Origin of the sequence: Micromonospora sp. NPDC007230 (assembly GCF_042869115.1) — a bacterium.
Classification (GTDB): domain Bacteria; phylum Actinomycetota; class Actinomycetes; order Mycobacteriales; family Micromonosporaceae; genus Micromonospora.
Genome location: NZ_JBIAFE010000006.1, coordinates 211530 through 226097, shown reverse-complemented (window position 1 = coordinate 226097; position 14568 = coordinate 211530). Strand labels below are relative to the sequence as shown.

The following is a 14568-nucleotide window of genomic DNA, read 5'->3' as shown; positions in this document are numbered from 1 at the left end:
AGGCACTCCCCGGAGTCGTTCTCCACAGGTGGTGCGACGCGGGCCGATCAGATGGGCCAGGATGGGAGACATGCCGCTGTCCTCCCGCTCCGGCCGGTCCCTCCTCGGGCGGACCGTCGGCACCGGCATCCGTGCCACCCGCCTGCTGCTCCGCGGCTCGCTGCACGGCGGACGGTGGATGACCCGGCGGGCCGGCTCGGCCCGGGCGCGCAGCGCCGGCAACGAGGTGGGCATGGTCCGCCTCTTCGACCTGCACGCCCTCTCCTGCGCGGGGGACACGCTGATCGCCATCGGCCTGGCCGGGACGATCTTCTTCGACGTGCCGCTCGGCGAGGCGCGAAACAAGGTCGCCCTCTACCTGCTGGTGACCATGGTGCCGTTCGCCATGCTCGCCCCGGTGGTCGGGCCGCTGCTGGACCACTTCCGACACGGCCGCCGGTACGCCCTGGCGACCACCATGCTCGGCCGCGCCTTCCTCGCCTGGCTGCTCTCCGACTACCTCGGCAGTTTCGGGCTCTACCCGGCGGCGTTCGGCGTGCTCGCCCTCTCCCGGGCGTACGGGGTGGCCCGCTCGGCGGCCGTACCCCGACTGCTGCCCGAAGGGCTGGGGCTTTCCCAGGTGGGCGCCCGGGCGAGCGTCTACGGGACGGTGGCCGGCGGCCTGGTCGCCCCGCTCGGGCTGGCCACGTTCTGGTTCGGGGCGCAGTGGCCGCTCCGGGTGGCCTCGCTGATCTTCCTGGTCGGCATGGTGATCGCGTTGCGCCTGCCGCCGCGGGCGGACTCAGAGCCGCCGGAGCGGGTGCCGCAGCCGTTCCGGGCACTGCGCCGCCGCGACGGGGAACGACCGCTGGGTCGGGGCCGCCCGGCCGGCCGCCTGGTGATCGCCACCCTGATCGGCGCCGCCGCGCTGCGCGGGGTGTACGGCTTCCTGCTGCTCTTCATGGCGTTCGCCATCAAGGCCGGCGACCTGACCACCGACTTCTTCGGCCGGGACCTGGGCGCCCAGGGTGCGCTGGGCCTGGTCGGCGGCGCGCTGGCGGTGGGCACCTTCCTGGCCACCGCGGTCGGCACCCGGCTGCGCATCCACCGGCCGGCGGCGATCCAGTCCAGCGGCACGATCGTCGTGGCCGGGGTGGCGGTGCTGGCCGCGCTGAAGTTCTCGCTGCCGCTGGTGGCGCTGCTCTGCCTGGGCGCCTCGCTGATGAGCGGGATCGCCAAGCTCGCGGTCGACGCGTCGATCCAGGAGCGGATCCCGGAGCGGCTGCGGGCCAGCTCCTTCGCCCACTCGGAGACCGCGCTCATGCTCGCCTTCGTGGCCGGCGGTGGGCTCGGGCTGGTCCCCTTCACCGGCCGGGTCGGGGTCGCGGTGGCCGCCAGCGTGGCGGCCCTGGTGGCCGCGCGCGGCGTGCTGGTGGCCAGCCGGCTGCGTAACGAACGCCTGGTCGGCCGGCCGCTCGGGGACGAGGAGCTGGCCGCCGAGCAGGCCGAGCCGGCGAAGGAGGTGGCCGACTCCACGCCCACCTCGCCGGCTCCCGCCCAGGCCGCCACGCCCGCCCCGGCCGACGACGACGCCCTCGCGCCGCCCGGGTTCCACATCTACCGCCCGTCCTCCTCCCCAGTCGGCGGGCCGGGCGGGGCCGAGGAGGAGAACCGACAGGGTCCGCGAGGGCCGGTGGCGTGAGCGGGCTGCTGGTGGTGACCGCCGTACCCGCCGAGGCGGAGGCGATCCGGGCCGGGCTGGCCGACCCGACGGTCACGGTCACCCCAATCGGGGTGGGCCCCGCCGTCGCCGGGGCCGCCACCGCCCGGCTGCTGGCGCTCGCCGAGGCGGCCGGGCGGCCGTACCGGGCGGTGGTCAGCGCGGGCATCGCCGGCGGATTCGTCGACCGGGTGGAGATCGGCGGCGCCGTGCTGGCGACGCGCAGCGTCGCGGCGGACCTGGGCGCCGAGTCACCGGAGGGTTTCCTCCCGATCGAGGAGCTGGGCATGTCGGCGGAGCTGCTCGGCGTCGGGAGTGGCGTACCCGCCGACCCGGAGCTGCTGGGTGCCCTGCGTACGGCCCTGCCGCAGGCCACCGTCGGTGTGGTGCTCACGGTCAGCACGGTGACCGGCACGGCCGCCAGCACGGCCACCCTCGCCGCCCGGCACCCCGACGCGGTGGCCGAGGCCATGGAGGGGTACGGCGTCGCCGTCGCCGCCGCCCAGGCCGGCCTGCCCTTCGCCGAGCTGCGCACGGTCTCCAACCCGATCGGGCCCCGGGACCGCGGCTCCTGGCGGATGCGGGAGGCGTTCGCCGCCCTCACCGCGGCGGCGGCCGCCCTGCGTTGACCGGCCGCTCCAGCCGCAACGCGGCCGGCCGGCTCGCATCCAGCTCAAACCCGCACCCGAGCAGGAAGCTGATGCCGGGCTCCTGGGTCAGCGCCCGCACCACCCCGATGCCGGCCCTCGGCAACTCCCCGACGAGCGCCTCCACCAGCCGACGACCGATCCCGAGCCGACGGTGCCGGGCGGCGACGAGCAGCCCATCCAGGACGATCTCCCGTTCCCCCGGGCGTTCCTCGCCGCCCCAGTAGAGATGCGGGCTCTGCTCGTGCGCCCGAAGCTCCCCGACCAGGTCACCGCCGGGCAACTCCGCCACGAACCGCCAGGAGGTGGTCGTCAGGGTCCCGGTCACCCGCCGGACCGTCACCGATCCGCGCACCCATTCCGCCTCGCGCCGCCGATCCCGGTACTCCCGGTTCATCTCGTACGTCGCCGGTGGCAGCGGTAGCGGCCACTTCTCCGGCGGCAGGTTGTACCACTCCGCCCACCATGCCCCGGGCCACTCCTTCGGCTCGCGGACCTCCCACACGTCGAGGTGGGCCGGATACCGGCGCCCGGCCTGGTCGCGCAGCTCATCGTGCGGCACCGGCGCTGGCGGCTGGCGTGGTTCGGCGGGTCCGGCGTCCGTGGAGCCGCCGGATGTCGGGTCGTGGCAGGAGAACCGGACTTCACCCCCGGCGGCACTGATCAGCCGTTCCACCGTCCGGTACCGGGGATCGATGGCCCGGCCGGACTCGATCCGCGCCACCGTGGCCTGAGGCACGCGTGCCCGGGCGGCCAGTTCGCGCTGGCTCAGGTCGGCCTGCCGCCGCAGCCGGCGCAGCAGATCGCCCAGGTCTATGCCCGGCTCGGTCGAAGAATGCGACTCCACCACACCCGAAATGTGCCCCAGCCTCAGGGCCCTTTCAACAGCGCGCACCCACCTGTGGATAACCCTGTGGACATCCGCTTCTTGACGTGGCGAGGTGTGGATAGCGAAGCGCTTTGGAGCTGAGTCGCTGGTGATATCGCCGGCGCGCCACCCAGCTAGAGCCGCAAGCGCGCCGCCCAGCCATCGCTGAAGAGGGGCCGACGACCACCCCTGAATCGTCTGCGATGTCAGCTCCAAAGCGAGCAGCGAGTCTTGTCTCCGCCGGCGCGAGGCAACGCCCGGTTCCGATCTCCGCCAGCGCGAGGCATCGCCGGTTCCGGTCTCCGCCGGCGCGAGGCAACGCCGGTTCCGGTCAGGCCACCCACCGTCGAAGGACGGCACACCACTGCGGCGTCACGGTGGCGGGACCGGGGTGGCGGGTGGTCCGCGGCGCGGAGTTACGGTGGGGGCGTGACGCTCTCCCTGGCGATCTCCCCGTGCCCCAACGACACCTTCGTCTTCGACGCCCTGGTGCACGGCCGGGTGCCAGGCGCGCCGCCCGTCGAGGTGACCTACGCCGACGTGGACGTGACCAACACGGCCGCCGAACGCGGGGCGTTCGACCTGGTGAAGGTGAGCTACGCGGCGCTGCCCTGGCTGCTCGACGACTACCACCTGCTGCCCTGCGGCGGCGCGCTGGGCCGGGGCTGCGGCCCGCTGGTGCTCACCCGCGGCGACCGGACCGACCTCACCGGCGCGACGGTCGCGGTGCCGGGCGAGCGGACCACGGCATACCTGCTGTTCCGGCTCTGGTCGGCGGAACGGCCACCGGCGCGGATCGAGGTGGTGCCGTTCCACGAGATCATGCCGGGCGTAGCCGCCGGCCGGTACGACGCCGGCCTGGTGATCCACGAGGCCCGGTTCACGTACCCCCGGCACGGGCTGACCGCCCTGGTCGACCTCGGCGAGTGGTGGGAGGGCGACAGCGGCCTGCCGATCCCGCTCGGCGCGATCCTGGCCCGCAAGGGCGCGGTCGACCCGGTCGAGGCCGCCGCCTGGATCCGCGAGTCGGTCCGCCAGGCCTGGGCCGACCCGGAGGCCAGCCGGGCGTACGTCCTCTCCCACGCGCAGGAGATGGAGCCCGACGTGGTGGACCGACACATCGCCCTCTACGTCAACGAGTTCACCGCCGACCTGGGTGAGGCCGGCTTCGCCGCCGTCGAGGCGCTGCTGGGTCGGGCCGCCGACGCCGGGCTCGTCCCTCAGACCTCCAGCTCGCGCGCCACCGCGTGGACCAGCTGAGCGATCTTCTGCGCGGTCTTCCGGTCCGGGAAACGACCCCGCCGCAGGTCCGGCTGGACCTTCGCCTCCAGCACCTTGATCATGTCTTCGACCAGGCCGTGCAGCTCCTCGGCCGGCCGGCGGCGCAGCTCCGCCACAGACGGCGGCGCCTCCAGCAGCTTCACACCCATGGCCTGCGCGCCCCGGCGGCTGTCGACCACGCTGAAATCGACCCGCTGGCCACCCTTGAGGTCGGCGACGCCGGCCGGTAGCGCGCCCTTGGGCAGGAACACGTCGCCACCCTCGTCACTGGTGACAAAGCCGTATCCCTTGGCCGCGTCATACCACTTCACTCGACCCGTCGGCACCTGACAACCCCTGCTTCGCTCGAGACAACTACCCCTTCAAGGCTAGCCCGATGATCCGGTCCAGCGCCGCCGGGAATCCGGTGAGATCATCCAGCACCACGTGGGCACCCGCGTCCCCCAGTTCGTTCCCCGAGCAGGGCCCGGTTGTCACTCCCACGCCCGGGATTCCCGCGGCCTGCGCGGCTGCCATGTCGGCGACGTGATCCCCGACGTAGAGGGTCGCACCGTGCTCCCGCAGCGCGGTCGCCTTCTGCTCGGCGAAAAGGTCCCCGGCCAGCTCGTCGACGGCCAGCCCGAGGTGATCCAGGTGCAGCTTCGCCAGCCGGCCGATCTTCGAGGTCACCACCATCACCCGGCCCCCGCGCGCGTGCACCGCGTCGATCGCGGCCTCCGCGCCGGGCATCGGCAGCGTCGGCGTGATCGCGTACGCCGGGTAGAGCTCGCGATAGGCGACCACCGCCTCCTCCACCCGCTCCGGCGGGAACCAGTGGGCGATTTCGGTACGCAGCGGCGGGCCGAGCCGGGACACCGCCAGGTCCGCGTCCACGGGCACGCCGGTCAGCGCGGTCAACGCCCGGTAGGCGGCGGCGATGCCGGGGCGCGAGTCGACCAGGGTCATGTCGAGGTCGAAGCCGACCATCAGTGGAGGCATGCCGCGAACCTACCCGGCCGCCGAGCCGAGCCGGACGTCCGAGGGGCGGGAGGGCCCCCGGCCGGGCTAGCGTGGAACGACGATGACCACCTCACTCGCCGACCAGCTGCGGACGCTCTCCGACGAGTCCCTGGCCGCCCTCCTCCGGCTGCGGCCGGACCTCGTCGTACCGGTGCCGGCCGACGTCTCCGCCCTCGCCATCCGCGCCCAGTCGCGGGTCTCCGTGGCCCGGGCCCTCGACGGGCTGGACCAGTTCACCCTCCTGATCCTGGACGCCGCCCGGCTCACCCGGCACCCCGAGGAGGGCGGCACCAGCACCGAGGAAATCCTGGCGCTGGCCACCGCCGGCCCGCACCCGCCCGCCCCGACCGCCGTCCGGAGCGCGGTGGACCGGCTCCGCGCGCTCTTCCTGCTGCACGGTCCCGAGCACGACCTGCACGTGGTCGGCGGCGTCGACGAGGTGTCGCCGTACCCGGCGGGGCTGGGCCGGCCGGCGTCGGAGCTGGACCCGCGGGCGGCGGCCGTGTGCACCGATCCGGCGAAGCTGCGGCGGACGCTGCTGGCCGCGCCGCCCTCGGCCCGGGCGATCCTGGACCGGCTGGCCGCCGGCCCGCCGGTCGGCACCGTGCCCCCGGGCGCGCTGGAGGCCCCTGCCACCGGCACCGAGGACGTGCTCCCGCCGGACCTGGTCAACGGCGGCGCGCCGACCGGCTCCCCGATCCGCTGGCTGGTCGAGCACCGGCTGCTGGTTCGGATGTCCGGCGGCAAGGGCGGCGCCGGCACGGTCGAGCTGCCCCGCGAGGTGGGGCTGGTGCTGCGCCGGGACAGCGGCCCGCTCGGCCCGCTACGGACCAGCCCGCCGGTGGTGGCCAGCCCGCCACGGGAGGCGAAGGCCGTGGACTCCGCCGGGGCCGGGCAGACCATGGAGGTGGTACGCCAGACCGAGGCGCTGCTGGAGAACCTGGCCGCCGAACCGGCCCCGGTGCTGCGCTCCGGCGGCGTCGGCGTGCGTGACCTGCGCCGGCTGGCCCGCGGGCTCGGGCTGGACGACCAGACCACGGCCCTGCTCTTCGAGGTGGCGTACGCGGCCGGGCTGGTCGGTGAGCTGGACCTGACCGGCGCCGCCACCACCCGGTACGGCGGCGACCAGCAGATCCTGCCAACCGGCGGGTACGAGGTGTGGCGGGCCAGTTCCCTGGCCCAGCGCTGGGAGCAGCTGGCCCGGGCCTGGCTGACCATGACCCGCCAGGTGGGCCTGGTCGGCCAGCGGGACGACCGGGACCGGCCGATCTCAGTGCTCTCCGCCGAGGCGGAGCGGGCCGGCGCGCCGGCCGCCCGGCACGCGGTGCTCGCCACCCTGGCCGACCTGGCCCCGGCGACCGCCCCGACCCCGGACGAGGTGCTGGAGCTGCTGGACTGGCGGGCGCCCCGGCGGGCCCGGGGCCGGGAGGCCGCGCACCGGGAGGTGCTGGCCGAGGCGGCCCAGCTCGGGGTGACCGGGCTCGGCGCGCTCACCTCGTACGGGCGGCTGTTGCTGGCCGACGTGACCGACGCCGACGAACGGGCGGACGACCCGCTCGGGCTGCTCTCCGAGGCCGAGTCGGGCGAGCCGTCCACCGCCGTACGCGCGCTGGACGCACTGCTCCCCGCCCCGGTCGACCACTTCCTCGTGCAGGCCGACCTGACCGTGGTGGTGCCCGGCCCGCCCGACCCGACGCTCGCCGGGGAACTGGACGCCGTGGCCGAGCACGAGTCGGCCGGCGGTGCGAGCGTGCACCGGGTCACCACCGCCAGTGTCCGGCGGGCCCTGGACGCCGGCTACTCCGCCGACGACCTGCACGCGCTCTTCCGCCGCCGGTCGCGCACCCCGGTGCCGCAGGGCCTGAGCTACCTGGTGGACGACGTCGCGCGCAAGCACGGCGGGCTGCGGGTCGGCTCGGCCGGTGGGTACGTGCGCAGCGACGACGAGGCACTGCTCACCGAGGTGCTGTCCGACAAGCGGCTGGAGGCGCTGGCGTTCCGCCGGCTGGCTCCGACGGTGCTCGCCACCCCGTATCAGGTGGGGCGGATGCTGACCGCGCTGCGCGACGCCGGGTACGCGCCGGTGCCGGAGGACGCCAGCGGCGCGACGGTGCTCGCCCGGCCGAAGACCCGTCGGGCGCCGGCCCGGATGCCGGCCGCCACCCACAGCCTGGACCCGCTGGCGGCGCCCCGGCTGCCCATGCCCCGACTGCTCGGGGTGGTGGAGCAGATCCGGCGGGGCGAGGCGGCGGCGCGGGCGGCCCGGCGGGCGCCGGCGGTGGTCCGGGGCGGCGCGGCGCGTACGGGTCCGGTGCCGGCGCACAGCCACAGCGACGCGCTGGCCGTGCTCCAGCAGGCGGTACGCGACAAGGCGCTGGTCTGGGTGGGTTACGTCGACGCGCACGGGGCGACCGCGTCCCGCCTGGTCCGGCCGGTGTCGATCGGCGCGGGCTACCTGCGCGCCGAGGACGAGCGCACAGAGATGCTGCACACGTTCGCCCTGCACCGGATCACCGCGGCGGTGCGGGAGGACTGAGCGGGCCGGGGCTCGGCCCGCTCAGCGTCCGTTGCGGCGGATCGTGCCGATCACCGACACCGCGAGCAGCAGGCCGAACGCCGCGCCGGCCGACTCGCCGACCGAGTCGACGAAGCCCTGGCGCTGCACCAGCAGACCGAAGAAGAACCAGCCGACCACACCGACGGCGGCGGCCGCGTACCCGAGCAGGGCCGCCGGGGTGACCTCGCTCCCCGTCGCCCGGTCGTCCTCGGGGAGCACCTCGTGATCGACCGTCATCGTCAGCCCCTCCCGCCCCGCCGGACCCGATTTCCAGGGTGGCACCGGAATCGGCCGCCGAACAGGGGAGAAAACCCCCATTCCACCCGGGGAGGGTCAGGGGTGCGGGCGGCCGGGCCTGCTCAGGTGCCGGAACGGTGACCGAAGACGACCACCCGGGTGCCGATCGAGCCCAGCTCCCAGAGCCGCACCGCGTCCTGGTGCAGCAGGTTCACGCAGCCGTGCGAACCGATCGACCCGTTGTGCAGGTACGTGGTCGTCTCGTGGAAGCCGATGCCGCCGTTGAACCGCTGCCAGTACGGCAGCCACACCTCGTACGGGTTGGACCATTCCTTCAGGTTCCGCCCGCCCACCCGGTAGGTGCCGGTCGGGGTGGCGTACCCGCTCATGCCGGTGCGGGTGACCGTCGGGCCCATCACCACCTTGCCGCCTCGCATCGCCCAGACCGTCTGCCGGGTCAGGTCGACGCAGAAGGTGAGGCCGGAGCCGGCCCGGCAACGGTGTACGTCGGTGGTGGCCAGGCGGCGCGCCACGTCGTAGGTGGTGGCGCCGGCGCGACCGGCGGCGGGGCTGATCCCGTACCGGCGCTGGAACTTCTTGATCGCGGCGCAATCGGCGGCCGACTGCTGCCCGTCCACGGTCACCGTCCCGAACCCACCCAGCTTGGCCAGGTACGTCTCCACTCCCCGCTGGCGCTCGCCCTGCGGGCAGACCGGCTTCGGCGTGGCGCTCGGTTTCGGTTTCGTCGACCGGCTGGGCTTCGGCGTGGCCGTCCGGCTCGGCGACACCGACGGGGACGGCGACGGCTGGCCCGGTGTCGGTGCGTGCGCGCTCGCCCCCGATGCCTTCTCCGTCACGGCGACGGGTGCCGGAGCCGCGGCCCCGGATCCGTCGTCGCCCTGCGGATCGAGCGCGCACGCACCGACGCCGACCAGCACGACCGCCGCCAGGCTGACGACCCGGGCAGCGAACCGGACACGCTTCATGGGCCCTCCCCCTGGCAAGGCGTTCCCTTCCTAGACGTACGAGATGGATGTCCCGTTGCCTTCTCGGCGTGACTTTTTTCGGACACCTCCGGGCGTGCAACACTGGATGGTCCGCCTTCGGCAGGTCAGCGTCGTGCGGGCGAGGAGATCCCGGCAAGCGAAAGGACGCTGGCGTGAGCGGTGGACCACTGATCGTGCAGTCGGACAAGACCCTGCTGCTGGAGATCGACCACCCCGACGCGCAGGCGTGCCGGATGGCGATCGCGCCCTTCGCCGAGCTGGAGCGCTCTCCCGAGCACGTGCACACCTACCGGCTCACCCCGCTGGGCCTGTGGAACGCCCGGGCCGCCGGCCACGACGCCGAGGGCGTGGTGGACGCCCTGATCAAATACAGCCGCTACCCCGTGCCACATGCGCTGCTGGTCGACGTGGCCGAGACGATGGACCGGTACGGCCGGCTCCAGCTCGTCAACGACCCGGTGCACGGCCTGGTGCTGCGCGCGCTGGACCGGGTGGTGCTGATCGAGGTCGCCAAGAGCAAGAAGCTGGCCGGGATGCTCGGTGCGAAGCTCGACGACGACACCATCGCGGTGCACCCGTCCGAGCGGGGCCGGCTCAAGCAGGCGCTGCTCAAACTCGGCTGGCCGGCCGAGGACCTGGCCGGTTACGTCGACGGCGAGGCGCACCCGATCGAGCTGGCCGAGGCCGGCAAGGACGGCGGGAAGCCGTGGACGTTGCGGTCGTACCAGCGGGAAGCCGTGGAGACGTTCTGGGCCGGCGGGTCCGGCGTGGTGGTGCTCCCCTGCGGCGCCGGCAAGACGCTGGTCGGGGCGGCGGCGATGGCCGAGGCGCAGGCGACCACGCTGATCCTGGTCACCAACACGGTCGCCGGCCGGCAGTGGAAGCGGGAGTTGATCGCCCGCACCTCGCTGACCGAGGAGGAGATCGGCGAGTACTCGGGCGAGCGCAAGGAGATCCGCCCGGTCACCATCGCCACCTACCAGGTGCTCACCTCGCGCCGCAAGGGCGCCTTCACGCACCTGGACCTGTTCGGCGCCCGCGACTGGGGTCTGGTCATCTACGACGAGGTGCACCTGCTGCCCGCGCCGATCTTCCGGTTCACCGCGGACCTTCAGGCCCGCCGCCGGCTCGGCCTGACGGCGACGCTGGTCCGCGAGGACGGCCGCGAGGGCGACGTGTTCAGCCTGATCGGACCCAAGCGGTACGACGCGCCGTGGAAGGACATCGAGGCGCAGGGCTGGATCGCCCCGGCCGAGTGCACCGAGGTACGGGTCACCCTGACCGACGCGGAGCGGATGGCGTACGCGACGGCGGAGGCCGAGGAGCGCTACCGGATGGCGGCGACCGCCCGGACCAAGCTGCCGGTCGTTCGTGCGCTGGTCGACCGGCACCCGGACGAGCAGGTCCTGGTCATCGGCGGGTACATCGACCAGCTGCACCAGCTCGGCGAATACCTGGACGCGCCGATCGTGCAGGGCTCGACCACCAACAAGGAGCGGGAGCGGCTGTTCGACGCCTTCCGCTCGGGTGAGGTGCGCACGCTCGTCATCTCGAAGGTCGGCAACTTCTCCATCGACCTGCCCGAGGCGGCGGTGGCGATCCAGGTGTCCGGCACGTTCGGTTCCCGGCAGGAGGAGGCGCAGCGCCTCGGCCGGGTGCTGCGACCGAAGGCCGACGGCCGGCAGGCGCACTTCTACACCGTGGTCTCCCGGGACACCATCGACACCGAGTACGCCGCCCACCGCCAGCGCTTCCTCGCCGAGCAGGGCTACGCGTACACCATCGTGGACGCCGACGACGTCCTCGGCCCGTCGCTGCCCTCCTTCGACTGACCCGTTCTTGCCCGCCTGGGGCCTACCGTGCCGGGAGCGAGGTTGCCTCGTGCCCGCTATGGAGTTGATGTCGTAAACGACTCACCCGCCTGCGCTTCCCCTGCTCGGCGACGAACACGTCCTTGCCGGCGCGGCGCCCCCGGAACCGGTCATTTCGCTCCGGCCCACGGCGAGGCGGCGCAGGCCGACGCCGACGAATGGCTGCTGTCACGTCGGGTACGCGGGCTGGGACAGGCGAAGGACCAGGCCCGGTAGCCGCCCGCGCCAGTGCCACGACCGGCCACTGTTCGGCGCGGAATCGCCATGGCCGATCCGACGTACGCGGAAAGAGAGGTGCGCGATGAGGGATCGAATCTTCAAAGGGTTGAAGCGGAAGGCAAATTCGATCATGGTGCGCCGCCGACGCAGGGACTCCATAATCACCAAGCGGGGCCGCTCCAGAAGGCCCGGCCGGCTCTTCCAGTGAGGGCATCACCCGCTCAGCTCCAGGCCCATTGAGGACCCGACATCTTCGGGCCGAAGCTGCCGAGCGGGGACTGAGGCGCTGACCGCCCGCCCGATGCCGGATGGCATCACGGGCTGATGCCAGAGCATGTGCGCTCCGTATAGCGTGGCTGTTTCACAGCCACCTATATTGAGGAGGATGCGCGTATGCGTACCTCGGTATCAGGGCGTCTTTCCGCGGGCCGCACCCGGCGGGCCGGAGCGCTGCTCGCGGCCGGTCTGCTGGTCCTCGCCGGCACCGCGCTGCCGCGGGCCGCGCAGGCCGCCAGTCCCGGCGAGGTGAAACTGAGGTCGGACGGCCCGGCCTCGTACTGGACCGGCACGGTCCGCAGCGACGGACCCGGCACCCGGCAGATCCCCGAGTGCCGGACGGTCCACTGCGACAAGCTGCGACTCACGGTCGCCCTACCGCCCGGCACCTGGACCCGCCCCGGCGGGGTACAGGTGGCGATCCGGTGGGACGGCGCCACCGAAGGTGGCCTCGGCCTCTTCGTCTACCGGGGCCAGACGCTGGTGGCGAAGTCCACCGCCGGCGTCGGCACCGCCCAGTCGGTCATCATCCCGTCCGCCCGCAACGGCTCCTACGACGTGTACGTCTCGTACGGGGTCACCTTCGGCGCGGTGGACCCGGACCCGGTCATCGCCTACCAGGGCCTGGCCGAGGTCGAGTACCGGCCGACGGTCCAGCCGGTACGCGACCTGCTACCCGACCTCAAGTCGCTGCCGCAGGAGAACGTCACGTACGACAACCCGGGCAGCATCTTCGGGGACACCGCCCAGCCGGGGCAGTCGTGCTTCGACAGCGAGCGCAGTGAGCAGGGCGCCCGCCAGTGCCTCCGGTTCGACCAGGTGCTGCAGAACGCCGGGACCGGCCCGGTGGAGCTGCACTACTCCCGCCAGTCGGGCGTCCTGCAGGACGAGGATGTGTGGCAGCGGGTCTACCGGTCCGACTCGACCTGGCGGGATCTGTCGGCCGGTCAGGTGGAGTTCCACCCGATCCACGGGCACTACCACTTCAAGGGGTTCGCGCAGTCCGAACTGTGGCTGGCCGATGGTGCGGGCAGGGTCGTCGGCAGCGCGCCGGCCGCCGTCGCGGACAAGGTCAGCTTCTGCATCGCCGACACCGACCTGGTCGGCTGGGGCACCAAGGGGGACGCAGCGCTGTCGTACCCGGCACCCGCCTGCCTGGACCCGAAGTCGACCAGCGGCGGCCGGGACTACTTCGACATGGGCATGTCACCGGGCTGGGCGGACCGCTACAACTGGTACCTCCCGGACCAGATGATCGACACGTACGGGCTGGCGGACGGGACGTACGTCCTGTTCACGACGGTGGACCCGGACGGCAAGCTCAGCGAGTCCGACGAGACGAACAACTGCTCGTCGGTGATCGTGGAGCTGTCCGGGCTGGTGACCAGCCAGCCGCAGGCGCAGTTGCGCGGCGTCGGCCCGGCCTGCCCCTGATGACACCGCCTTTGCGGGCCTGACCCGCACACCACATCGCCGATGTGGCGGCATCCAGCCCGCCTCGATACCGCCACATCGCCGATGCGGATCATGACGCGGCCTCGGCGGCGGTCACGCGCGCCGGCGCAGGTAGCGAGCGCGGCGGCCGGCGTCGGCGAAGTCCAGCCGCCGGTACAGGGCGGCGGCGGAGTTGTTGTCGTTGACGCAGAGCCACGCCTCCCGGGCACCGTCCCCGGCCAGCGACCGAAGCGCGGCCGCCACCAGGTACGCCCCGACCCGTCGCTGCCGCCAGCCGGGCACGACACCCACCTGGTCGATCCAGTTGTCGATGACGTTGAGGAAGCCGACAGCCGTACCGTCGGGACCGCGCGCGATGAGCGACAGGTCCGGCCGGTACTCGTCGTCGTCCCGCAGGTCACCCAGCCAGTCCTCGGCGGTGGGCGCGCCGAAGCCGGGTCGGTCGGCGAAGGAGGCACGATACGTCTCGAACAGTTCGGAATCGAGCGTCACCGGCTCGGTGGTCACGCCGTCGGGGCGCGCGACCGCCGGCAGGGTAGTGAGGTCGTGCCGCAGCACCCACTCGGTGAAGGTCAACTCGAAGCCGCGTGCCGTGAAGAGGGCGTCCGCGCCCGGGCTACAGGACTCGGTGGTCAGCAGCAGGTCCGCGTCGCCGGCCTGCTCGTCCGCCCAGCTCAGCAGCCGACTGCCCAGGCCCCGCCCCCGCCAGGCCGGATGCACCAGGCCGGTGCTGGTGGCCGGCTGCCCGCCGGTGCCGACGCCGACGGCCGCGACCAGGCCGCCGTCCTGCCAGCCGCCGAGGGTACGAGTCTGGAGGAGCCTGGCCCGCAGCAGCGGCCGGCGGGCGAACAGCGGCAGCCCACCGTCGGCGGCCAGGCACGCCTCGGCCAGTCCGGTCAGCGCGTCGAGGTGTTCCTCGCCGAACTCCTTCCAGGTCAGCGCATTTCCGCCCGGTTCTGCCATGATCCTCTGCCCCTTCGTCTGTCGCCGGCCGCACGACGCCCGGTGGGCAAGTAGGCATCCCTTCCCGCACCACTGTCAATGAGTTTCCGCCGGCCCGGGCGCCCGCACGACGGCCCGGACCAGTGGCCAGACCGGTCAGGAATCGAGAAGCCCAGGTCACCGAGCCACAGCTAGCGTGACCCGCCATGGATGTCCCGCCCGGGCAGGCGCAGGGGCGGGGTTGCTCGTCTTCCGAGGAGGTCCCGTTGAACTGGAACAAGTTGGTCCGACAGATCCACCGCTGGCTGGCCATCGTCTTCACGGTGACGGTCATCGTCACCTTCGTCGCGCTGGCACAGGAGGAGCCCGTCGTCTGGGTGTCCTACGTGCCGCTGCTCCCGCTCTTCCTGCTCCTGTTCAGCGGCCTGTACCTGTTCGTGCTGCCCTATGCCGCCAAATGGCGTACCGCTCGGCGCACCAGGGCCGAAAGGTAGTGCGCAGAGCACTCGG

At 73.3% G+C, this 14568-nt stretch carries 13 protein-coding genes; 7 read left to right on the top strand and 6 right to left on the bottom strand.

Annotated features, from left to right (window positions below):
• Nucleotides 1-70 precede the first annotated feature (70 nt).
• Nucleotides 71-1681, top strand: coding sequence for an MFS transporter (locus ACFYML_RS11490; RefSeq protein WP_387420494.1), 1611 nt, complete (start codon nt 71-73; stop codon nt 1679-1681).
• Nucleotides 1678-2328 carry a futalosine hydrolase gene (locus tag ACFYML_RS11485; RefSeq protein ID WP_387420493.1) on the top strand — a complete coding sequence of 217 codons (651 nt, stop codon included), beginning with the start codon at nt 1678-1680 and terminating at the stop codon, nt 2326-2328. The genes ACFYML_RS11490 and ACFYML_RS11485 overlap by 4 nt, the downstream gene beginning before the upstream one ends.
• On the opposite strand, the gene ACFYML_RS11480 is transcribed toward ACFYML_RS11485, so the two are convergent.
• Nucleotides 2300-3193 (bottom strand): GNAT family N-acetyltransferase, encoded by an 894-nt coding sequence (locus ACFYML_RS11480; protein ID WP_387420492.1) that lies wholly within the window; start codon nt 3191-3193, stop codon nt 2300-2302. The two genes, ACFYML_RS11485 and ACFYML_RS11480, sit on opposite strands and share 29 nt — an antisense overlap.
• Nucleotides 3194-3643: 450 nt before the next feature.
• Here ACFYML_RS11480 and ACFYML_RS11475 point away from each other — a divergent pair, with 450 nt between their 5' ends.
• Entirely contained in the window at nt 3644-4474 is an 831-nt protein-coding gene (locus ACFYML_RS11475) for a 1,4-dihydroxy-6-naphthoate synthase (protein ID WP_073839098.1), read from the top strand.
• Here ACFYML_RS11475 and ACFYML_RS11470 read toward each other — a convergent pair.
• Nucleotides 4435-4821: a cold-shock protein gene (locus ACFYML_RS11470; protein WP_026267952.1), complete on the bottom strand. Its 387-nt coding sequence runs from the start codon at nt 4819-4821 to the stop codon at nt 4435-4437. The two genes, ACFYML_RS11475 and ACFYML_RS11470, sit on opposite strands and share 40 nt — an antisense overlap.
• Nucleotides 4822-4849: 28 nt before the next feature.
• Nucleotides 4850-5473: an HAD family hydrolase gene (locus ACFYML_RS11465; protein ID WP_387420491.1), complete on the bottom strand. Its 624-nt coding sequence runs from the start codon at nt 5471-5473 to the stop codon at nt 4850-4852.
• Nucleotides 5474-5555: 82 nt separating this feature from the next.
• Between ACFYML_RS11465 and ACFYML_RS11460 the strand changes: the two genes are divergently transcribed.
• Entirely contained in the window at nt 5556-8030 is a 2475-nt protein-coding gene (locus ACFYML_RS11460; protein ID WP_387420490.1) for a helicase-associated domain-containing protein, read from the top strand.
• Nucleotides 8031-8051: 21 nt separating this feature from the next.
• Here the strand turns inward: ACFYML_RS11460 and ACFYML_RS11455 are convergent, their stop codons facing one another.
• Both ACFYML_RS11455 and ACFYML_RS11450 read right to left on the bottom strand, forming a co-directional pair.
• Nucleotides 8052-8288 carry a hypothetical protein gene (locus tag ACFYML_RS11455; RefSeq protein WP_387420489.1) on the bottom strand — a complete coding sequence of 79 codons (237 nt, stop codon included), beginning with the start codon at nt 8286-8288 and terminating at the stop codon, nt 8052-8054.
• A 122-nt stretch (nt 8289-8410) separates the two neighbouring features.
• On the bottom strand, nt 8411-9274 hold the full coding sequence (locus tag ACFYML_RS11450) for a L,D-transpeptidase family protein (protein WP_387420488.1): 864 nt from the start codon (nt 9272-9274) through the stop codon (nt 8411-8413).
• Between the two features lie 173 nt (nt 9275-9447).
• Between ACFYML_RS11450 and ACFYML_RS11445 the strand changes: the two genes are divergently transcribed.
• Together ACFYML_RS11445 and ACFYML_RS11440 are read left to right on the top strand one after the other, a co-directional pair.
• Complete coding sequence (locus ACFYML_RS11445; protein WP_387420487.1) at nt 9448-11127, top strand: DNA repair helicase XPB; 1680 nt, start codon at nt 9448-9450, stop codon at nt 11125-11127.
• A 651-nt stretch (nt 11128-11778) separates the two neighbouring features.
• The gene (locus tag ACFYML_RS11440) at nt 11779-13095 is read left to right on the top strand and encodes a lysyl oxidase family protein (RefSeq protein ID WP_387420486.1); all 1317 of its coding nucleotides are present in this window, start codon (nt 11779-11781) and stop codon (nt 13093-13095) included.
• A gap of 114 nt (nt 13096-13209) precedes the next feature.
• Here the strand turns inward: ACFYML_RS11440 and ACFYML_RS11435 are convergent, their stop codons facing one another.
• Nucleotides 13210-14079: a GNAT family N-acetyltransferase gene (locus ACFYML_RS11435; protein WP_387420484.1), complete on the bottom strand. Its 870-nt coding sequence runs from the start codon at nt 14077-14079 to the stop codon at nt 13210-13212.
• A 245-nt stretch (nt 14080-14324) separates the two neighbouring features.
• Between ACFYML_RS11435 and ACFYML_RS11430 the strand changes: the two genes are divergently transcribed.
• The gene (locus ACFYML_RS11430) at nt 14325-14552 is read left to right on the top strand and encodes a hypothetical protein (protein ID WP_387420483.1); all 228 of its coding nucleotides are present in this window, start codon (nt 14325-14327) and stop codon (nt 14550-14552) included.
• Nucleotides 14553-14568: the final 16 nt, after the last annotated feature.